This is a genomic window from Micromonospora sp. NPDC049374 (genome assembly GCF_040677165.1).
GTDB lineage: Bacteria > Actinomycetota > Actinomycetes > Mycobacteriales > Micromonosporaceae > Micromonospora.
In genome coordinates this window covers 1-18,730 of record NZ_JBFAQH010000016.1, presented here as the reverse complement: position 1 = coordinate 18,730, position 18,730 = coordinate 1, and the positions used below count along the sequence as shown (strand labels likewise).

Annotated in this window: 19 protein-coding genes; 10 read left to right on the top strand and 9 right to left on the bottom strand. The window is 70.8% G+C overall.

Annotated features, from left to right (window positions below; translation table 11 throughout):
* The first annotated feature begins 406 nt into the window (after window positions 1-406).
* The 3 genes from AB0J93_RS24035 (at window position 407) to AB0J93_RS24025 (ending at window position 2,837) form a co-directional block, all read left to right on the top strand.
* Window positions 407-1,207, top strand: coding sequence for a helix-turn-helix transcriptional regulator (locus tag AB0J93_RS24035; RefSeq protein WP_363924580.1), 801 nt, complete (start codon window positions 407-409; stop codon window positions 1,205-1,207).
* Window positions 1,198-1,380 carry a DUF397 domain-containing protein gene (locus AB0J93_RS24030; RefSeq protein WP_093410611.1) on the top strand — a complete coding sequence of 61 codons (183 nt, stop codon included), beginning with the start codon at window positions 1,198-1,200 and terminating at the stop codon, window positions 1,378-1,380. The genes AB0J93_RS24035 and AB0J93_RS24030 overlap by 10 nt, the downstream gene beginning before the upstream one ends.
* Before the next feature lie 188 nt (window positions 1,381-1,568).
* Complete coding sequence (locus tag AB0J93_RS24025; RefSeq protein WP_363924579.1) at window positions 1,569-2,837, top strand: AI-2E family transporter; 1,269 nt, start codon at window positions 1,569-1,571, stop codon at window positions 2,835-2,837.
* Window positions 2,838-2,922: 85 nt separating this feature from the next.
* Here AB0J93_RS24025 and AB0J93_RS24020 read toward each other — a convergent pair whose 3' ends face one another.
* From AB0J93_RS24020 to AB0J93_RS24000, 5 genes are all read right to left on the bottom strand, one after another.
* The gene (locus AB0J93_RS24020; protein WP_363924578.1) at window positions 2,923-3,732 is read right to left on the bottom strand and encodes an alpha/beta hydrolase; all 810 of its coding nucleotides are present in this window, start codon (window positions 3,730-3,732) and stop codon (window positions 2,923-2,925) included.
* Window positions 3,733-3,804: 72 nt separating this feature from the next.
* Entirely contained in the window at window positions 3,805-4,092 is a 288-nt protein-coding gene (locus AB0J93_RS24015) for a hypothetical protein (protein ID WP_363924663.1), read from the bottom strand.
* Between the two features lie 74 nt (window positions 4,093-4,166).
* Entirely contained in the window at window positions 4,167-6,059 is a 1,893-nt protein-coding gene (locus AB0J93_RS24010; protein WP_363924577.1) for a 3-hydroxybutyryl-CoA dehydrogenase, read from the bottom strand.
* Window positions 6,060-6,220: 161 nt separating this feature from the next.
* Window positions 6,221-7,276, bottom strand: coding sequence for an alpha/beta hydrolase (locus AB0J93_RS24005; RefSeq protein ID WP_363924576.1), 1,056 nt, complete (start codon window positions 7,274-7,276; stop codon window positions 6,221-6,223).
* A 121-nt stretch (window positions 7,277-7,397) separates the two neighbouring features.
* Window positions 7,398-7,862: an FHA domain-containing protein gene (locus tag AB0J93_RS24000; protein ID WP_363924575.1), complete on the bottom strand. Its 465-nt coding sequence runs from the start codon at window positions 7,860-7,862 to the stop codon at window positions 7,398-7,400.
* Between the two features lie 254 nt (window positions 7,863-8,116).
* Here AB0J93_RS24000 and AB0J93_RS23995 point away from each other — a divergent pair, with 254 nt between their 5' ends.
* Entirely contained in the window at window positions 8,117-9,613 is a 1,497-nt protein-coding gene (locus tag AB0J93_RS23995) for an aldehyde dehydrogenase family protein (protein WP_363924574.1), read from the top strand.
* A gap of 12 nt (window positions 9,614-9,625) precedes the next feature.
* Here AB0J93_RS23995 and nucS read toward each other — a convergent pair whose 3' ends face one another.
* Window positions 9,626-10,285 carry an endonuclease NucS gene (gene nucS, locus AB0J93_RS23990; RefSeq protein ID WP_363924573.1) on the bottom strand — a complete coding sequence of 220 codons (660 nt, stop codon included), beginning with the start codon at window positions 10,283-10,285 and terminating at the stop codon, window positions 9,626-9,628.
* A 71-nt stretch (window positions 10,286-10,356) separates the two neighbouring features.
* Between nucS and AB0J93_RS23985 the strand changes: the two genes are divergently transcribed.
* Together AB0J93_RS23985 and AB0J93_RS23980 are read left to right on the top strand one after the other, a co-directional pair.
* On the top strand, window positions 10,357-10,977 hold the full coding sequence (locus AB0J93_RS23985) for a DUF4126 domain-containing protein (protein WP_363924662.1): 621 nt from the start codon (window positions 10,357-10,359) through the stop codon (window positions 10,975-10,977).
* 84 nt (window positions 10,978-11,061) lie between these two features.
* Entirely contained in the window at window positions 11,062-11,361 is a 300-nt protein-coding gene (locus tag AB0J93_RS23980; RefSeq protein ID WP_363924572.1) for a DUF1540 domain-containing protein, read from the top strand.
* A gap of 39 nt (window positions 11,362-11,400) precedes the next feature.
* On the opposite strand, the gene AB0J93_RS23975 is transcribed toward AB0J93_RS23980, so the two are convergent.
* Window positions 11,401-13,404, bottom strand: coding sequence for a protein meaA (locus AB0J93_RS23975; protein WP_363924571.1), 2,004 nt, complete (start codon window positions 13,402-13,404; stop codon window positions 11,401-11,403).
* A gap of 107 nt (window positions 13,405-13,511) precedes the next feature.
* On the opposite strand from AB0J93_RS23975, the gene AB0J93_RS23970 reads away from it, so the two are divergent.
* Both AB0J93_RS23970 and AB0J93_RS23965 read left to right on the top strand, forming a co-directional pair.
* Window positions 13,512-14,360, top strand: coding sequence for an ABC transporter ATP-binding protein (locus tag AB0J93_RS23970; RefSeq protein ID WP_363924570.1), 849 nt, complete (start codon window positions 13,512-13,514; stop codon window positions 14,358-14,360).
* On the top strand, window positions 14,357-15,205 hold the full coding sequence (locus AB0J93_RS23965; protein WP_363924569.1) for an ABC transporter permease: 849 nt from the start codon (window positions 14,357-14,359) through the stop codon (window positions 15,203-15,205). The genes AB0J93_RS23970 and AB0J93_RS23965 overlap by 4 nt, the downstream gene beginning before the upstream one ends.
* 41 nt (window positions 15,206-15,246) lie before the next feature.
* On the opposite strand, the gene AB0J93_RS23960 is transcribed toward AB0J93_RS23965, so the two are convergent.
* Together AB0J93_RS23960 and murA are read right to left on the bottom strand one after the other, a co-directional pair.
* Window positions 15,247-16,095: a 3-hydroxyacyl-CoA dehydrogenase family protein gene (locus tag AB0J93_RS23960; protein WP_363924568.1), complete on the bottom strand. Its 849-nt coding sequence runs from the start codon at window positions 16,093-16,095 to the stop codon at window positions 15,247-15,249.
* Between the two features lie 73 nt (window positions 16,096-16,168).
* Window positions 16,169-17,611, bottom strand: coding sequence for a UDP-N-acetylglucosamine 1-carboxyvinyltransferase (gene murA, locus AB0J93_RS23955; RefSeq protein WP_363924567.1), 1,443 nt, complete (start codon window positions 17,609-17,611; stop codon window positions 16,169-16,171).
* Here murA and AB0J93_RS23950 point away from each other — a divergent pair.
* Together AB0J93_RS23950 and AB0J93_RS23945 are read left to right on the top strand one after the other, a co-directional pair.
* On the top strand, window positions 17,610-18,182 hold the full coding sequence (locus tag AB0J93_RS23950; RefSeq protein WP_204010555.1) for a cob(I)yrinic acid a,c-diamide adenosyltransferase: 573 nt from the start codon (window positions 17,610-17,612) through the stop codon (window positions 18,180-18,182). The two genes, murA and AB0J93_RS23950, sit on opposite strands and share 2 nt — an antisense overlap.
* Complete coding sequence (locus AB0J93_RS23945) at window positions 18,158-18,574, top strand: VOC family protein (protein ID WP_363924566.1); 417 nt, start codon at window positions 18,158-18,160, stop codon at window positions 18,572-18,574. Before AB0J93_RS23950 ends, AB0J93_RS23945 begins: the two co-directional genes overlap by 25 nt.
* The last annotated feature ends 156 nt before the right edge of the window (window positions 18,575-18,730 follow it).

Genomic DNA, 18,730 nt, shown 5'->3' with positions numbered 1-18,730 from the left:
CCCGCAGTAGTAGTCGCGCCTCCCCGCAGGGCCAGGGCTGCCCGTCGGTGCGGCAGCACCAGGTCGGCCGTAGCGGAGTGTGTGGTGGTCGAGCCGGCACGGCGGCGCGCGCATTTGACACATCAAGCTCCGGCGAGGAGGGCTCCGGACACATCTGGTGTCACCGGAGTGGCACCAGATGCACCCGGAGCGGGTCTGGGTAGGGCCGCTCGCAGGGGGATTGCGAGCGGCCCCCGCCTGAACCCGTCCGCGCCCTCCGGGCAACGAACGAATCCGGCATGGCTGACAGTTTGGTGACGGGACCACTACTGTCGGAAGGCATCGAGGCTGGTGGTGGCCCTGGTGCGTGACCCGGAGGCCGCCGAGGGACGCCGAGTGTTTCTCGGCAGGTGATTGTGGAGGCAGTGTGGAGCAGACGACGGCGGATCTGATCCGGTCACAGCTACGCCGGCTACGCGTCGCCGCCGGGCACAGCCAGGAGGAGTTCGGGAAACTGGTGCACTACTCGGCGTCCATGGTCTCCGCCGTCGAGACCGGCGCCCGGCCGTACGATCGTCAGCTCCTGGCCCGGGCCGACGAGGTGCTGACCTCCGGCGGGCTGCTGGCGTCGCTGCTGCGGATCGCCGAGCGGGAAGGGCAGCCATCCTGGTTCCTGCCCTGGCTCGACGCCGAACGCCAGGCCCGGCAGCTCCGGGTCTTCCAGCCGACGCTGGTCCCAGCGCTGCTTCAGACCGAGGGCTACGCCCGCGCGGTGATCCGCTGCGACGATCTGCTCAGCGACGAGGAGGTGGAGCAGCGGGTCGCCGCGCGGCTGGACCGGCAGGCCATCCTCGACCAGCCCGACCCGCCGCAGCTCATAGCTGTCGTCGACGAGGCCGTCCTGCATCGGCGGGAGGAGCGTCTCCGGACACTCATGGCGCACCAGATCGAGCACCTGATCGCCTACGCTGAGCGCCCGAACGTAAGCGTCCACGTCGTGCCACTCAGCGTCGGGCTGCACGTCGGCCTCTACGGGTCGTTCTCGTTGGCCCGAGGTGTGGACGGTGGCTGGGTGGCGAGCCAGGAGACCCAACTGACCGCGTCACCGACCGACAACGAGGCGAATCTGGCTACCCTGTTGGCGCGCTGGGAGACGGTGCGCAACGAGGCGCTGTCCCGCCAGCAGTCGATCGCACTCCTCAACGAAATGGTGAAGTCATGGCCCTGAACGGCGCGACCTGGCGCACCTCCACCCGCAGCGGCAGCACCGACTGCGTGGAGGTGGCCGACAACCTGCCCGGCGTGGTGGCCGTCCGGGACAGCAAGGACCGGCAGGGTCCGGTGCTCGCGTTCACCCCGTCGACCTGGCGGTCCTTCGTCGACAAGGTCAAGCGGCCATGATTCGCCGCACCGTCGCACGCTGAGCCACCCACGCCCTCAGCTCGACAGCGTGCCGGCACCACAACTCGGGTCGACGCAGGCGGCTCGCCGCCAACGCGCCCGCACCGCCAACTCGGTCGGCGCAGAGGGCTCGCCGGCCGGGGCAGCACGATCCGGCGGCACCGCCGGAGGACCGACGGGGAGACCGGATGGCACAGCACGAGCCCGACGAGGCCGAGCCGAGGCCGGCCGAGCCCGACCAGCACGAGCCGGAACAGCCCGAAGCAGGTCGAGGTGACACGACACAGACCCGCGAGACGACGCCGCCGGGCGCGCCGGCGACAGGCTCCGGCGGGGGTACGAAGAACGCGGTGCCAGCCGGGGAGACCGCAACGGCCGGCGTGGCACAGCGATCGGAGGGGACGGAAAGCAATCGTTTCGGCACCCCCGGGCGTCCGCTGAGGCGCAACAGTTTCCTGGTCGGATTCACCGGCGCGCTCGGCGTGCTGCTCGCGTACGCGGTCTATCTGGGGGTGCGCAACGCTGCCGGGATCCTGGTCCTGGTGGTGATCGCGCTCTTCCTCGCGGTGGGCCTGCACCCGGCGGTGGTCCGGCTGCGATCCTGGGGATTCCCGCGCGGGTTGGCCGTGGCAACAGTCGTGCTGATCGTGCTGGCGCTGCTCGCCGCCGGGGTGCTGGCGCTGGTGCCGCCGATCGTGACCCAGTCCGGGCAGTTCATCGAGCAGCTGCCGAGCTACCTGGAGTCGCTACGCCGAAACGAGACGGTCAACGATCTGGTCGAGCAGTTCGACCTGATGCGTCGCGCCCAGGAGGCGGCCAGCGCGGATGTGGTCGGCCGGGCGTTGGGCGGGGTGCTCGGCGGCGCCCAACTGGTCTTCGGCACCGTCTTCCGGGTGTTGACCGTGCTGGTACTGACCATCTACTTCCTGGTCTACTTCGACCGGCTCCGCAACCTCGGCTACGCGTTGGTGCCGCGCTCCCGTCGCCAGCGGGTGCAACTGATCGGTGACGAGATCCTGACCAAGGTCGGGGCGTACATGGTCGGCGCGCTCGCCATCGCGGTGCTGGCCGGGGCGAGTACCTTCGTGTTCGCGCTGATCGTCGGCCTGCCGTACCCGTTCGCGCTGGCGGTGGTGGTCGCGGTGACCGACCTCATCCCGCAGATCGGTGCCACCCTCGGTGCCGTGATCGTCAGCCTGGTCGGCTTCGCCACCGACCTCTCGGTCGGCATCGCCTGCGTGATCTTCTTCGTGGTCTACCAGCAGGTCGAGAACTACCTCATCTACCCCAAGATCATGCGACGTTCGGTGCAGGTCAACGAGGTCGCGGCGCTGGTGGCCGCGCTGCTCGGGGTGTCGCTGGTGGGGGTGATCGGCGCGCTGATCGCCATCCCGACGGTGGCCGCCATCCAGCTCATCCTCCGTGAGGTGGTCCTCCCCCGCCAGGATGCCCGCTGACCTGCCGACCAGAGCGGATCGGCACCCAGCCTCCGTCGCCCCGACCTTGAGGCGGAGCTCGGTCGGCCCGGCGCTGCGGCGGAGCTCAGTCGGCCCGGCGCTGCGGCGGACCCGACACCGGCGTGTCCGCGAACGCGGCGACCGTCCGGTCCGCGTACGCGCTGGCGTCGCCGGTCTCCATCGGGCCGTCCCAGGTGGTCGGCAACGGCACCGCCACCGCCGGGTTGACCCGCCGGACCACCTCGTCCAGCACCGTCTCGGCGTCGCCGACCCAGAGGTGCTTGGCACCGGGTACGCCGACGACCTCGGCCTGCGGTATCGCCGCGAACTGTTCGCGGGCCTGCTCCGGGCGCAGGTAGTCGTCGAACTCCGGCACCAGCGCGGTAAGCGGCTTGCCCGACTCGGCCCACTGCGCGAGGTCGGACCGGCCGGAGTAACGCAGCGGCGGAGAGAGCAGGATCGCGCCGGTCACCGCCGGGTCGCAGCCGTGGCGCAGCACCAGGTCGGTGCCGAACGACCAACCCAGCAACCACACGTTCGGCAACTCGTGGAACTCGGCGTACTCGATGGCGGCGGCGACGTCGAAGCGCTCACCGACGGCGGAGTCGAAGCTGCCCTCGCTGGTGCCGCGCACACTGCTGGTGCCCCGGGTGTTGAACCTGAGCACGGCCAGGTCGGCCAGGGCGGGCAGGCGCCAGGCCGCCTTGCGGAACACGTGGCTGTCCATCATCCCGCCGTGGGTGGGCAGCGGGTGCAGGCAGACCAGGGTCGCGGCCGGTTCCCGGTCGACCGGGCGGGCCAGCTCGCCGACCAACCGCAGGTCATCCGCGGTGTGCAGCTCGATGTCCTCCCGGTGCCCCGGCAGAATCGAGGAGGCACGGATCGGTGTACTCACCCGCCCATTGTCCCGTGCCACCCACCACCCCGCTTGCCACGTGACCAAGATCGCGAAGGTGACTCAGCGTCGTCAACCGTGACGGGGGGCGCTGCGCCCGCGCTGGATCACCGGGGCCCGCCGGTCGCGGGCGCGCCAGCAGCCGGTGTGCCAGTGCCGCCGGTCGGTCAGGTCGCCCCGGCCGTCCGCCGGCCAGGCCACCACATGCGCCACGCCGGGACGGATCTCCTGGTCGCACCCGGGACAGCGGTACGTCTTGGTGGACGCGCCGCCACTGATGCCGCGCACCTGCCACTCGCCGTCCCGCCACTGTTGGACCGCGGCGACGCCGTGCCGGGCGCGCTCGGTGTCGAGGCGCACCGCGTCGTCACGGCGGGGACGGTTGCGACGGGGACTCACGTCGTCAAGCGTACGGTCGAGCTGCCGGCACCCGGTCAGCGGCGGGTGTGGTCGCGGAAGCCGCGGCCGGTCTTGCGGCCCAGGTAGCCCGCGGTGACCAGGTGCTCCAGCAGCGGCGCCGGGGCGAACCCGGGCTCGCGCAGCTCCAGGTACAGCTCCCGCTGGATGGCCAGCGCCACGTCCAGGCCCACCACGTCGAGCAACTCGAACGGACCCATCGGGTAGCCGCAGCCCAGCTTCATCGCGTGGTCGATGTCGTCGGTGGTGGAGTAGCTGGCCTCCAGCATCCGCACCGCGTCGTTGAGATACGGGAACAGCAGCGCGTTGACGATGAAGCCGGACCGGTCGCCGCAGACCACACCGGTCTTGCCCAGCGTGGCACTGACGGCCTGAGCGGTGGCGATGGTCTCGGCGGAGGTGCGGATCGTCCGGACGATCTCCACCAGCGGCATCGCCGGGGCCGGGTTGAAGAAGTGCAGACCCACCACGTCGGCCGGGCGCTGGGTGGCCATCGCCACCTCGATCACCGGCAGCGAGGAGGTGGTGGTCGCCAACCCCACGCCCGGCTTGCAGATCTCGTCCAGGCTGGCGAAGAGGGCCTTCTTGACGCTGAGTTCCTCGACCACCGCCTCGACCACGAGATCGACGTCGGCCAGGTGCTCCAGCGTCGCCGACCAGTTGATCCGGCCGAGCGCGGCGTCCCGGTCCGCCTCGCTGAGCCTGCCCCGGACCACACCCTTGTTGAGCGAGGTCTGCACCGCCTCGAAGACCTTGGCCGACTGCTCCGCACCCCGGGTCACCGAGACGACCTCGTAGCCGGCCTTGGCGAAGACCTCGATGATCCCGGTGGCCATCGTCCCGGAACCCACGATGCCAACCTTGGTCACGACTGCGGGGCTCGCAAGCTCACTCCTCGCGCTCCCGATGCCAACCTTGGTCACGACTGCGGGGCTCGCAAGCTCACTCCTCGCGCTCCCGATGCCAACCCTGGTCACGGTCGCGTCGGTAAGCGCCGGGTCCGTCGTGGTCGGCGTCTGCTCGTCCGGTACGACCTTCGGCGAGCCGGGCCGCTCGTAGGTGTAGAAACCCCGGCCGGACTTTCGCCCGAGCAGCCCGGCGGTCACCATCTGCTTGAGCAACGGCACCGGGGCGTGCCGCCGGTCCCGGCCGCCGCGCCGGTACATGGTGTCCAGGATCTCGTACGCGGTGTCCAGGCCGATCAGGTCCATCAGCGCGAGCGGCCCCATGGGCAGTCCGCAGCCGAGCTTCATGGCCGCGTCGATGTCCTCACGGGTGGCGTACCGGGATTCGAACATGTCGACGGCGTGGTTGAGGTAGCCGAAGAGCAGTGCGTTGGCGATGAACCCGGCCCGGTCGCTGATGGTGACGTCGACCTTGCCGAGTCGCCCGCAGAGCGCCTCCACGTCGGCCACCACGTCGGCTGAGGTGACCACCGTGCGTACCACCTCGACCAGCTTCATCACCGGCGCCGGGTTGAAGAAGTGAATGCCGACGACCTGGTTGGGGCGCGCGGTGGCCACGGAAATCTCGGTCACGCTCAGCGACGAGGTGTTGGTGGCGAGGATGGCTTCGGGCTTGCAGACCCGGTCCAGCTCGGCGAAGATCCGCTGCTTGAGGTCGAGGTGCTCGGGGACCGCCTCGATCACCAGGTCCACCGAGTGGAGCGCGTCCAGCCCGACGGCGAAGGTGACCCGGGCCAGCAGGGCGTCCCGGTCGGCCTCGGCGAGCTTGCCCCTGGCCACCGCCCGGTCCGTCGAGCCGGTCAGGATCACCCGGCCACGGTCGAGCGCGGCGTCGGATACCTCCACGGCCACCACGTCGATGCCGTTGCGGGCGAAGACCTCGACGATGCCGGCACCCATGGTGCCCAGACCCACCACACCCACGCTGGTGAACTCGCGCGCCACGACCCGGCCTCCCCTGTCCGCAACGACACGGCCCGACATGAACGGCCGCTAAGGTTATGCGCGCGAGTCTGCCACGTGACGCACGGTTGTCGAGGCGCCGTGGCACATGTCACCGATGCCCCGGTTTACCCACTCAGGGGTCGACGGGTGGACAGGGCTGGTCAGACCGGGTCGACCCCGGCGAGGGCGAGCAGCTCCGCGACGAACTCCGCCGGGCGTTCCAGGTGTGGGCTGTGCCCGCAGCCGGGCAGCGTCACTTCCCGGTAGCTGCCGCCAGCCTCGGCGTACCGGTCGAGCACCGCGCGGGTCTGCCCGATCATCGGCTGCGGCGGACACTCCTGCGGCCCGGGCCAGCCGGGCACCACGCCGAGCGCCCCGAGCTGCGCCAGGTCGAACAGCGAGGTGTCCGAGACGATCACGTCGGCGTCACCGCGGATCCAGGTGACCGGCGGCTTGGGCGTCACGGCCACCAGTTCCTCGGCGACCCGGAAGCGCGCGAGCGCGTTGAGCACGCCACGACCACCCGGCGCGCTACCCGGCCAGTTCGGCGAGGCCACCGCGTCGCCAGGGTAGTTGTCCGTCCCGGTGGCCGTGGAGAGCACGCTGTCGAGCAGCAGTTCCTCGTCGTCGCCGAGGCAGGAGGGGTCCGCCACGTACGCGGCCCGCAGCACACTGCGCGGGCTGGTCCGCGCCTCGGCGCTGCGGTCACCAGCGGCGAGTCGGGCGGTGAAGTCGCCGCTCGCCGTGCCCGCGCCGGAGCCGGCGAGGTCGGGCGTGGTCGGGGTGCCGGCCAGGTCGCGGGTGGCTCCGAAGCCGTACGGGGAAACCGGCGCCGCGAGCAGCAACCCGGAAAGCCGGTCGGGATTGTCCGCCAGCAGTCGCATCGCCACTCCTGCACCGAGCGAGTGACCGACCACCACGGGCCGGGCACCTTCGCCGAAGAGCGACGGCTCGTCGAGCAGTGCCGCCACGTCATCGGCGAAGTCGGTCAGGCCGCGGCTGGCGTCGACCGGGGCGGTCTGCGTGGCGCCGTAGCCGCGAAGATCCGGCGCGACCACCCGCAAGGTCTCCGGCAGGCGGCGTACCAGCGGCTCCCAGAAGGCGGCCGAGGAGCAGTTGCCGTGCACGAGCAGCACCGGCACCCCGTCGGCGGGTCCGGCCACCCGGATGGCCTGGGTGATTCCGTTCGCGGTGACGACCTGCTGCTGGGTCTCCATCCGCGGCATGCTGCCACGATCGACACCGCCGGTCCATATGGTCGGCACCCACGGGTCCGGGCCGTCGTGGGTGCCCGACGCCCACGCCTGCCTGGCCGGCGTGGTGACCGAGGCTCGGTCGTCAGCGGCGGACGCCGACCACGGCTGCCGTGTCCGGTGTGCCGGCCTGCCCAGGCACCACCGGCGTCGCGACCGTGTTGGGCAGCGGTCGGATCGGTCGCCGCTCCTGGCGGGGCAGTTCGAAGCTCAGGCCCACCGGGTCCGTCCGGGCCACGCCCGGGTCGAAGAATCTCAGCTCGGTACTGCCGATCCGGATCACGTCGCCGTCGCTGAGGTGGATGACCTCGGTGGCCCGGCGGTCGTTCACCCAGGTGCCGTTGGTGGATCCGAGATCCACCAGGGCGGTCCCCTCGCTGGCCCGCCAGATCTCGACGTGTCGCCGGCTCAGGTGCGGATCGTGCACCACGATGTCGACCGCCGGATCCCGGCCGATCACCTGCGGCCGGCGGAGCAGCCGGAACCGCCGCCCCCGCATCGGCCCGGCGGCCACCGTCAGCAGCGGCATCAGTTGCGGATGTTCCTCCATGGACGTCTCAGCCCCTCCACCCGTGCGACGATCCCGGGTCAGCGTGTCACCACCGGGTGCTCACCTCCACCATCCAGCCGGATGCGTACTGGCAACCGTCCGGGTGCTTTGTGTTCACATCTTCCACGGCTGTCAGTAACGGAACTGTCGAGCCGGACGAGAGGTTCGTCCGATTCAACCGCCCGGACGGCCGGGAGGATTCGCCCGTTTCCCTACCCCTACCGGCGAGTAATTCTCGCGTCTAGACTTCCGCCATGACGGCTGTGCTACCCCCCGGCACCCCAACGGTCCAGGACGACCACCTGATCTCGACCAGCCCGGCCTCCGGCGACGAGGCCGGGCGCGTTCCGGTCGCCGCCGCGGTGGACGTCGAACGTGCCGTCGAGCGGGCCCGCGCCGCCGGCCAGTGGTGGGCGGGGCTCGGCTTCACCGGGCGGCGGGAGCGGCTGCTGCGTTGGCGGCGGCTGCTCGCGCAGCGGATGGAAGAGTTGGCCGGCCTGATGCACGCCGAGGGTGGCAAGCCGGTCGCCGACGCACTCGTCGAGATCGTGACGGCGGTGGAGCACGTGGACTGGGCGGCCCGTAACGCCCGGCGGGTGCTGGGCCCCCGGCGGGTCCGCTCGCGGCTCGTCCTGGCCGAGTTCTCGGCTCACCTGGAGTACCAGCCGCACGGCGTGGTCGGCGTGATCGGCCCGTGGAACTATCCCGTCTTCACCCCCATCGGTTCCATCGCGTACGCACTCGCGGCCGGCAACGCGGTGGTCTTCAAGCCGAGCGAATACACCCCGGTCGTCGGTCAGTGGCTCGTCGACAGCTTCGCCGAGGTGGTGCCCGAGCATTCGGTGCTCACCGCGGTGCACGGCCTCGGTGACGTCGGCGCGGCCCTGTGCCGGGCCGGCGTCGACAAGCTCGCCTTCACCGGCTCCACGGCCACCGCGAAGAAGGTGATGGCGGCCTGCGCCGAGTCGCTGACCCCGGTGCTGCTGGAGGCCGGCGGCAAGGACGCCATGATCGTGGACGCCGACGCCGACCTGGACGCCGCCGCCGAGGCCTGTGTCTGGGGAGCGATGACAAACGCCGGGCAGACCTGCATCGGCATCGAACGCGCCTACGCCGTGGAGCCGGTCTTCGACGCGTTCGTCGACAAGGTGGTCGAGCGCGCGGGGCGGCTCACCGTCGGCCCGGAGGACGCGGACATCGGCCCGATCACCATGCCGAGTCAGCTCGACGTCATCCGGCGACACATCGAGGACGCGGTTGCCCGTGGCGGTCGGGCTGTGCTCGGCGGGCCGGACGCGGTGAAACCGCCGTACGCGTACCCGACCGTGCTGGTCGGGGTGCCGGAGGAGGCTGCCGCCGTACGCGAGGAGACCTTCGGACCCACCCTGACGGTCAACCGGGTCCGCACCGTCGACGAGGCGCTCGCCCGGGCCAACGCCCTGCCGTACGGGCTGGGTGGTTCGGTCTTCGGTCAGCAGCACGCGGTCGCGATCGCCCGGCGGTTGCGCTCCGGCATGGCCTCGGTCAACTCGACGCTCACCTTCGCCGGCATGTCCACCCTGCCGTTCGGCGGGGTCGGCGAGTCCGGCTTCGGCCGGATCCACGGCGCGGACGGGCTGCGCGAGTTCGCCCGGGCCAAGGCCGTCACCCGCCGCCGGGGTCGTTCGCTGCTGCCCTCGACCACGTTCGAGCGCACCCCGGCCGACGTCGCCCGGCTGGTGAAGGCGGTCAAGCTGCTCTACGGCCGGTGACCGCAGCACTCCCTAGAAGAGCGTCAGCTCGTCGCGCTCGATGCCACGCAGCCGGTCGTAGTCGACCACCACGCAGCGGATCCCCCGGTCGGTGGCGAGTACCCGCGCCTGCGGCTTGATCTCCTGCGCGGCGAACACCCCGGCGACCGGGGCGAGCAGCGGATCCCGGTTGAGCAGTTCCAGGTAGCGGGTGAGCTGCTCCACCCCGTCGATCTCGCCCCGGCGCTTCACCTCGACGGCGACCGTGCCCTGGTTGGCGTCCCGGCAGAGCAGGTCGACCGGGCCGATCGCGGTCATGTACTCGCGACGGACGAGGGTGTACCCGTCACCCAGCGCCTCGGGGTTGGCCGCCAGCAACTCCTGGAGGTGGGCCTCCACGCCATCCTTGCGCAGCCCGGGATCGACACCCAGCTCGTACGAGGTGTCCTGGAAGATCTCCTCCAGGGTGATCCGCAGCTCCTCGCCGGCCTTGTTGACCACCCGCCAGACGCCGGGGGCCTCCTCCAGCCGACACGGCGGGCTCATCCAGTTCAACGGCTTGTACGCCCGGTCATCGGCGTGAATGGACACCGATCCGTCCGCCTTCACCATCAGCAGCCGGGTGGCCGGCGGGAGGTGGGCCGAGAGCCGTCCGACATAGTCCACCGAGCATTTCGCAATCACCAACCGCACCCGAGCAGGGTAGCGGAGTCACCGGGCATCGCCACCGAGCGGCACTGGCGTGCCGGTGCCATGCTGTGATGGTGCTCGAAGTGCTCACCGGTACCGGCCTCGCCGCCTCGGCGGGGCTGAACGCCTACATCCCGCTTCTCATCACGGGTGCGCTGGCCCGCTACACAAGCGTCATCGACCTGCCTGGCGGGTGGCAGTGGCTCGGCAACGAGTGGGTGCTGGGCATTCTCGCGGTGCTGCTCGTCGTCGAGGTCGTGGCGGACAAGGTGCCCGTGGTGGACCACGTAAACGACCTGGTGCAGACGGTCGTCCGACCGACGGCCGGCGGGCTGGCGTTCGGGGCCGGGTCCGCGTCCGAGACCGTGACGGTGAGCGATCCGGACAGCTTCTTCGCCAGTGGCGGCCAGTGGTTGCCGGTGCTGGTCGGGGTGCTCATCGCGCTCGGCGTACACCTGCTGAAGTCGACCGCCCGTCCGGTGATCAATGCGGCCACGGCCGGCGTGGGCGCGCCGGTGGCGAGCACCGCCGAGGACGCCACAAGCGTGGCCATGTCGCTCGTCGCGATCATCCTGCCGGTGCTGGTGCTGGTGTTCCTGGTCGGCATCCTGCTCTTCCTCCCGTGGATGCTGCGCCGCCGGGCGGACCGGCGTCGGGAGCGGCAGGCCGCACGCGAGGCGGGCTTCCGCGTCTGACCGCGCACCACTGGCTCGGCCGAAGCGCCACCTCAACCCGCCCTAAAGCCTAAAATTGGGGCAATCAACGGAGGAGGTTGGGTCATGACCGCAGCAATGGAGATGCCCCGGGTCCAGGAGTGTGTGGTCGCCGCCTGCGCGTACAACCACACCGGCGACTGTCACGCCTTCGCCATCACCATCGGCAGCATGGACCACGCCCACTGCCACACCTTCATCGAGATGCCCGCCGTCCGGGCCGGTGCCGACGGACAGATCGCCCAGGTCGGGGCGTGCCAGCGCGCCGACTGCCGGCACAACGAGCAGTTGGAGTGCCAGGCACCGGCGATCCGGGTCGGCCCCGACGCCGACATGGCCGACTGCATGACCTACGACCACCGCTGACGCCCCGCGGGTCCCGGCCCACGCGGCGGAATCCGCGCGTCAGAGGTCGTTCGCCTGCCGGATGACGGTGACCAGCTCATCGATGATGTCGGTGAGGGCGAAGTCCTTCGGGGTGAACACCCGCGCCACCCCGGCCGCGCGCAGGTGCTCGGCGTCCCGGGCAGGAATGATGCCGCCGACCACCACCGGCAGATCCGGCCGGCCGGCGGCCCGCAACCCGTCGAGTACCGCCGGTACCGCCGCCAGGTGCGAGCCGGAGAGCACCGAGAGCCCCACCAGGTCCACGTCCTCCTCCACCGCGGCGGCCACGATCTGCCCGGCGGTGAGGCGGATGCCCTGGTAGACCACCTCGAAGCCGGCGTCGCGGGCGCGTACCGCGATCTGCTCGGCACCGTTGGAGTGCCCGTCCAGGCCGGGCTTGCCCACCAGCAGCCGCAGCCGCCCGCTGCCCAACTCGCGGGCGGTGGCGGCGACCCGGGCGCGGACCTCGGCCAGACCCTCGTCACCGCCGCTCGCGGAACCGCCCGCCAGCCCGGTCGGGGCCCGGTACTCGCCGAAGACCTGGCGCAGAGCCGCCGCCCACTCGCCGGTGGTCACCCCGGCCTGGACGCACTCCAGGGTGGCTGTCATCAGGTTCGTCGTGGTCGCGGCGTCCGCACGCAGCCGGGCCAGCGCCGCGTCCACGGCCGGCGCGTCGCGGTCGGCCCGCCAGGCGCGTACGGCCGCCGAGGCGGCGACCTCGACGGCGGGATCGACCTGCACGACCGCCTCGGCACCGGCGGCGGTCAGCGGTGACGGTTCGGTCTCGGTGAACCGGTTGACGCCGACCACGACGTCGCTGCCGGCCTCGATCCGTCGCCGTCGACCGGCCAGGGAGGTAACCAGGGCGCTCTTGAGGTACCCGGTCTCCACGGCGGCGACCACGCCACCCATCTCCAGCACCGTCGCCAACTCGGCCCGGGCACCGGTGACGATCTCGTCGACCAGCGCGGTCATCACGTGCGAGCCGTCGAACAGGTCCGGGTACTCCAGCAGGTCCGACTCGTACGCGAGCACCTGCTGCATGCGCAGCGACCACTGCTGGTCCCACGGGCGAGGCAGGCCGAGCGCCTCGTTCCAGGCCGGCAGCTGCACCGCCCGCGCCCGCGCCTGGCGGGAGAGGGTGACCCCGAGCATCTCCAGCACGATGCGCTGCACGTTGTTCTCCGGCTGGGCCTCGGTAAGGCCGAGGGAGTTGACCTGCACGCCGTACCGGAAGCGGCGTTGCTTCGGATCCTGCACGCCGTACCGGTCGCGGGTGATCTCGTCCCACAACGCGCCGAACGCGCGCATCTTGGCGATCTCCTCGACGAACCGCACCCCGGCGTTGACGAAGAACGAGATCCGCTGAACCACATCGCCCATCCGCCGCGCCGGCAGTTGGCCGCTCTCACCCACCGTGTCGAGCACCGCCACCGCCGTGGCCAGCGCGAATGCCACTTCCTGCACCGGGGTGGCCCCGGCCTCCTGGAGGTGGTACGAGCAGATGTTCACCGGGTTCCAGCGCGGCATCTCGCGCAGCGTGTACGCGATCACGTCTGCGGTCAGTCGCAGCGAGGCGGCCGGCGGGAAGATGTGCGTTCCCCGGGAGAGGTACTCCTTGATGATGTCGTTCTGGGTGGTGCCCGCGCAGCGGGCCAGTTCGACGCCCTGCTCGGCGGCGACCGTGCCGTAGAGGCCGAGCAGCCACATCGCCGGCGCGTTGATGGTCATCGAGGTGTTCATGTCGGCCAGCGGGATGCCGTCGAAGAGCGCCCGCATGTCGCCCAGGTGCGACACCGGGACGCCGACGCGGCCTACCTCGCCGGTGGCGAGTTCGTGGTCGGGGTCGTACCCGGTCTGGGTGGGCAGGTCGAAGGCGACCGACAGGCCGGTCTGCCCCTTGGCCAGGTTGCGGCGGAAGAGCGCGTTTGTCGCGGCGGCGGAGGAGTGGCCCGCGTACGTGCGCATCACCCACGGGCGGTCGCGCTCCGGCAGCCGGCCCGGGAGTGCCTTCTCGTCCATGGCCGGAGTTTAAGTTACCGTCCAGTAGAACGGGCTGTGCAAAACCACACAGCCACCACCGCCCCCGGTGCGGACGTCGGGTGTCGGCGGGCCGCACACTTGACGGCATGAGTGACGACGTCGCGATCCGCGTCCGAGGGCTGCGCAAGACGTACGGCGACAGTCTCGCGGTCGCCGGCCTGGACCTGGACGTCCACCGGGGCGAGGTGTTCGCCCTGCTCGGGCCGAACGGCGCCGGCAAGACCACCACGGTCGAGATCCTGGAGGGCTACCGGCAGCGCGACGCCGGCGAGGTACGCGTCCTCGACGTCGACCCGGCCAACCCGACGCGCGACTGGCGAGGGCGGGTCGGCATCGTGTTCCAGGGCACCGGGGAGTTCGACGAACTCTGCGTCGCCGAGGTGGTCCACCACTTCGCCGGCTTCTACGCCGACGCCGACGACCCCGACAAGGTGATCGAACGGGTCGGGCTGACCGCCAAGGCCCGCGCCCGTACGCACACCCTCTCCGGTGGCCAGAAACGCCGGCTCGACGTGGCGCTCGGCATCGTCGGCCGCCCGGAACTGCTCTTCCTGGACGAGCCGACCACCGGCTTCGACCCGGAGGCCCGGCGGGAGTTCTGGGAGCTGATCCGCGATCTCGCCGCCGCCGGCACCACAATCGTGCTGACCACCCACTACCTGGACGAGGCCGAGGCGCTCGCCGACCGGGTGGGCGTGATCGCCGGTGGCCGGCTGGTCCAGGTCGCCGCACCGAACCAACTCGGCAACCGGCAGGAGGCGCTGGCCACGGTCTCCTGGCGTACCCCGGACGGCACGCTGGACAGCGCGCAGAGCGCGACGCCGACGGCGCTGGTGGCGGAACTCGCCGCGCGCTTCGACGGTGAGGTGCCCGGCCTGACCGTCACCCGGCCCACCCTCGAAGACATCTACCTGACGATGATCGGACACCGATGACCACCACGACGAAACCGGCGGAGCCGGTCAGCGCGGCAGCCCCGGCCCGTCGGAGCGGCCCGACCGGCCTCGCCCTGCGTCAGGGGCGCCTGGAGATCCGGCAGTTCCTGCGCAGCCGCGAGTCCGTCGTGTTCACGCTGGGCTTCCCCCTCATCATGGTGCTGATCTTCGCGTCGATCTTCGACGAGGAGATCGCGCCCGGGGTGAGCTACACGCAGTACTTCATCACGGGCATGATCGCGACCGGCCTGATGACGGTCAGCTTCCAGAACCTCGGCATCTGGATCCCGATCGAGCGGGACCGGGGTGTGCTCAAGCGCTACCGGGGCACGCCGATGCCGAAATGGGTGTGGTTCGCCGGCAAAGTGATCATGGTGCTGGTGACCGGTGTGGTGATGACCGCGCTGCTGCTCGCGGTTTCGGTGACGCTGTTCGACCTGGACCTGCCGACCACCACCACGGCCTGGTTGACCTTCGGCTGGGTCAGTGCGTTGGGCGTGACCGCCTGCACGCTCTGCGGCATCGCCATCTCGTCGCTGGCCCGGACCGCCCGCAGCGGCTCGGCGGTGGTCACCCCGGTCGCGCTGGTGCTCCAGTTCATCTCCGGGGTGTTCTTCGTCTTCACCAACCTGCCGCCCTGGATGCAGCAGGTGGCGGCGTTGTTTCCGCTCAAGTGGATGTGCCAGGGGCTACGGTCGGTTTTCCTGCCGGAGAGCTTCGGCGCGGACGAGCCCGGCGGCTCGTTCGAGCTGACCCGCGTCGCCCTGGTGCTGGGCGTCTGGTGCGTGATCGGTCTGGTGCTCTGTCTGACCACCTTCCGCTGGACCACCCGCCGCGACGGCTGAGCCACGGGAGGGCCCGGCCGGGCCCTCCCCCCACAGCGGCGTCAGTACGAGTAGAAGCCCTGGCCGGTCTTGCGGCCCAGATCGCCTGCGGTGGCCATGCGCTGCAACAGCTCCGGCGGGAAGAACTTCTCGTCCGCCGTGTCGGTGTAGATGTTGCGGGTCGCGTTCAGCAACACGTCGACACCGGTCAGGTCGACGGTGGCCAGCGGGCCCATCGCGTGCCCGAAGCCGAGCCGGCAGGCGGTGTCCAGGTCCTCGGCGGAGATGACGCCCGCCTCGACCAGCTTGACCGCCTCCATGGCCAGGGCGCAGATCAACCGGGTGGTGACGAAGCCGGCGATGTCGCGGTTCACCACCACGACGGTCTTGCCGATCTCTTCGGCGAAGGACTTCGCCCGCTCCAGGGTGGCGTCGTTGGTCTTGTAGCCGCGCACCAGCTCGCAGAGCTTCATCATCGGCACCGGCGAGAAGAAGTGGGTGCCGACGACCGCCTCCGGACGCTCGGTGGCCGTCGCGATCTGGGTCACCGGGATCGCCGACGTGTTGGTGGCCAGCACCGCGTCCGCCTTGCAGATCTTGTCCAGCGCGCGGAACACCTCGTGCTTGATCTCCAGCTTCTCGAAGACGGCCTCGATCACGATGTCCGCGTCGCCGGCCGCCTCCAGCTCGGTGGTGGGGGTGATCCGCCCGAGCGTCGCCTCGACGTCCTCGTCGGAGAGCTTGCCCTTCTCCGCGAACTTCGCCAGCGACCGCCGGATGCCGTCCAGACCGCGCTTCGTCGCCGTCTCGTCCAGATCCCGCAGCACCACCTGCCACCCCGCCTGGGCGGCCACCTGGGCGATACCCGACCCCATCAAACCGGCACCGACGACCGCGAGTCGACCCGCCATGCTGCTTCTCCCTCGCTGCGAATGAGTGTCTGTCTGCACCCTAGTCGGCGAGCCTGAACGATGAATAAGGCGCTCAGATGGTCAGCTCGGGTTCCTCCGGTGCGGTCGCCCGCTCCACCTCGATGCCGAGCGCCCGCAGGTCGGCCACGAAGTCGGGATAGCCCCGGTCGACGTGGTGCACGTGCGACACCTCGGTCACCCCGTCGGCACAGAGCCCGGCGATGATGAGCCCGGCACCGGCCCGGATGTCGGTCGCGCGGACCGGAGCGCCGGAGAGTCGCTCCCGGCCGCGTACCACCGCGTGATGCCCGTCGGTCTTGATGTCCGCGCCCAGCCGCATCATCTCGTTGGCGAACATGAACCGGCCGTCGAAGATGTTCTCGGTGATCAGGGAGGCGCCCTCGCTGAGCGCCGCGAGCCCGATCGCCATCGGCAGCAGGTCGGTGGCGAAGCCCGGATATGGCAGCGTCACCACGTCCACCGCCCGGGGTCGGTCGTCCATGCGTACCCGGAAGCTGTCCGCCCGGGTCTCCACCATGCCGCCGGCCGTCACCAGCTTGTCGAGCGCGACCTCCAGGAACGCGGGGTCGAGGCCGGTCACGGTGACGTCGCCACGGGTCATCGCCGCGCCGAACGCCCAGGTCCCCGCGACGATCCGGTCCCCCACCGTGGCGTGCCGGACCGGACTCAGCCGGGGTACGCCGACGATGGTGATGGTCGAGCTGCCCTCGCCGTCGATCAGCGCACCCATCCGCTGGAGCATCGTGCAGATGTCGACGATCTCGGGCTCGCGTGCCGCGTTCTCGATCACGGTGGTGCCCTCCGCCAGCACCGCCGCCATGATGAGGTTCTCGGTCGCCCCGACGCTGGGAAAGTCCAGCACGATCTCCGCGCCACGCAGTCCGTCCGAGGCCGAGGCGATCACGAAGCCGTGCTCGCCGGAGATGTCGGCACCCATCCGGGTCAGCCCGGAGATGTGCATGTCCAGACCCCGCGAGCCGATCGCGTCGCCGCCCGGATGGGCCACCCGCACGTACCCGCGTCGGGCCAGCAACGGGCCCAGCACGCAGATCGACGCCCGCAGCCGGCGAACCAGGTCGTAATCGGCCTCGACGCCCGGCTGCTCCGGCACGTCGATGGTGACCGAACGGGACCGGGCCACCCCGCCGACCGCCACCATCGGGTCCACCGGATCGTCGGCGTCGAACCGTACGCCGCAGCCGAGGCGGCGCAGCACCTCACCCATGATGGCGATGTCGGTGATCCGGGGCACGTTGGTGATCACCGTGCGGCCGGGAGCGAGCAGCGCGGCGGCCATCAGCTTCAGCGCCGAGTTCTTCGCACCGACCACGTGCACGGTGCCGGCGAGCCGGGCGCCACCGCGTACCCGGATGACGTCGACGTCGGCGAGCGCGGGGTCACCGGCGTCACCCGGGCCGACGCCCGCAGGCCAACCCGTGCCGGCGTCCGGCCGGGCCGGGATCGTCAGGTCCGGTATCCGTAGGCTGTGCGTCATGGCCGTCCACCTCACGCGCATCTACACCAAGGCCGGCGATGCCGGCATGACCAGGCTGAGCAACAACGAGCAGGTGCCGAAGAACGATCCGCGGATCGCCGCGTACGCCGACGTCGACGAGTGCAACGCCGCGCTCGGCGTGGCACTCGCCCTGGGCCAACTCGACGACGAACTGCGCCGGGTGCTGGGCTCGATCCAGAACGACCTGTTCGACGTGGGCGCCGACCTGTCCACCCCGGTCGAACCGGACCCGAAGTACCCGCCGCTGCGGGTCACGGAGGAGTACGTCGAGCGCCTCGAGGGCTGGTGCGACGAGTACAACGCGCGCCTGAGCAAGCTCGACTCCTTCATCCTCCCCGGCGGCACCGCAGGCGCGGCGCTGCTGCACGCGGCGCGGACGATCGCCCGGCGCGCCGAGCGGTCGGCGTGGGCGCTCATCGCACACGATCCCGACCGGACCAGCCACCTCCCGGCAAAGTATCTCAACCGTCTTTCGGATCTGCTCTTTATCCTGTCAAGAACGGCAAATCCGGACGGAGACGTGCTATGGGTGCCGGGCGGAGGCCGGTGACGCTCGGTGCACTGCACCACGTGGAGGTCTGGATACCCGACCTGACCGCCGCAATGCGTAGCTGGGGCTGGCTGCTCGGCGAGTTGGGCTGGACGTCGTTCCAGCAGTGGCCGGTCGGCCACTCCTGGCGACTCGGCCCGACGTATCTGGTGCTGGAGACGTCACCCGCGCTCACCGGCCGACGTCACGACCGGCGCGCCCCGGGCCTCAACCACCTGGCCTTCCACGCCGGCTCGGCCGCCGCCGTGGACCGGCTGGTCGAGCAGGCACCGGCGTACGGCTGGGAGTTGCTCTTCGCCGACCGGCACCCCCACGCCGGGGGACCCGACACGTACGCCGGGTATCTGGCGGATGGTCAGGGGTACGAGGTCGAGTTGGTGGCCTCGGGCTGAGCTGTCCTGCGCTTCTGGGTGGTTGCGGGTTTGGGCTGGGGCTGGCTTGCTGGGTGGTTGCGGTTTGGGCTGGGGCTGGCTTGCTGGGTGGTTGCGGTTTGGGCTGGGGCTGGCTTGCTGGGTGGTTGCGGTTTGGGCTGGGGCTGGCTTGCTGGG

Bases quoted from the DNA above. Each gene is read 5' to 3' on its own strand.
- AB0J93_RS24030 (WP_093410611.1), top strand. From the start codon at position 1,198: ATGGCCCTGAACGGCGCGACCTGGCGCACCTCCACCCGCAGCGGCAGC.
- AB0J93_RS24025 (WP_363924579.1), top strand. From the start codon at position 1,569: ATGGCACAGCACGAGCCCGACGAGGCCGAGCCGAGGCCGGCCGAGCCC.
- AB0J93_RS24005 (WP_363924576.1), bottom strand. From the start codon at position 7,276: ATGGAGACCCAGCAGCAGGTCGTCACCGCGAACGGAATCACCCAGGCC.
- AB0J93_RS24000 (WP_363924575.1), bottom strand. From the start codon at position 7,862: ATGGAGGAACATCCGCAACTGATGCCGCTGCTGACGGTGGCCGCCGGG.
- AB0J93_RS23995 (WP_363924574.1), top strand. From the start codon at position 8,117: ATGACGGCTGTGCTACCCCCCGGCACCCCAACGGTCCAGGACGACCAC.
- AB0J93_RS23980 (WP_363924572.1), top strand. From the start codon at position 11,062: ATGACCGCAGCAATGGAGATGCCCCGGGTCCAGGAGTGTGTGGTCGCC.
- AB0J93_RS23975 (WP_363924571.1), bottom strand. From the start codon at position 13,404: ATGGACGAGAAGGCACTCCCGGGCCGGCTGCCGGAGCGCGACCGCCCG.
- AB0J93_RS23970 (WP_363924570.1), top strand. From the start codon at position 13,512: ATGAGTGACGACGTCGCGATCCGCGTCCGAGGGCTGCGCAAGACGTAC.
- AB0J93_RS23965 (WP_363924569.1), top strand. From the start codon at position 14,357: ATGACCACCACGACGAAACCGGCGGAGCCGGTCAGCGCGGCAGCCCCG.
- AB0J93_RS23960 (WP_363924568.1), bottom strand. From the start codon at position 16,095: ATGGCGGGTCGACTCGCGGTCGTCGGTGCCGGTTTGATGGGGTCGGGT.
- AB0J93_RS23950 (WP_204010555.1), top strand. From the start codon at position 17,610: ATGGCCGTCCACCTCACGCGCATCTACACCAAGGCCGGCGATGCCGGC.
- murA (WP_363924567.1), bottom strand. From the start codon at position 17,611: ATGACGCACAGCCTACGGATACCGGACCTGACGATCCCGGCCCGGCCG.
- AB0J93_RS23945 (WP_363924566.1), top strand. From the start codon at position 18,158: ATGGGTGCCGGGCGGAGGCCGGTGACGCTCGGTGCACTGCACCACGTG.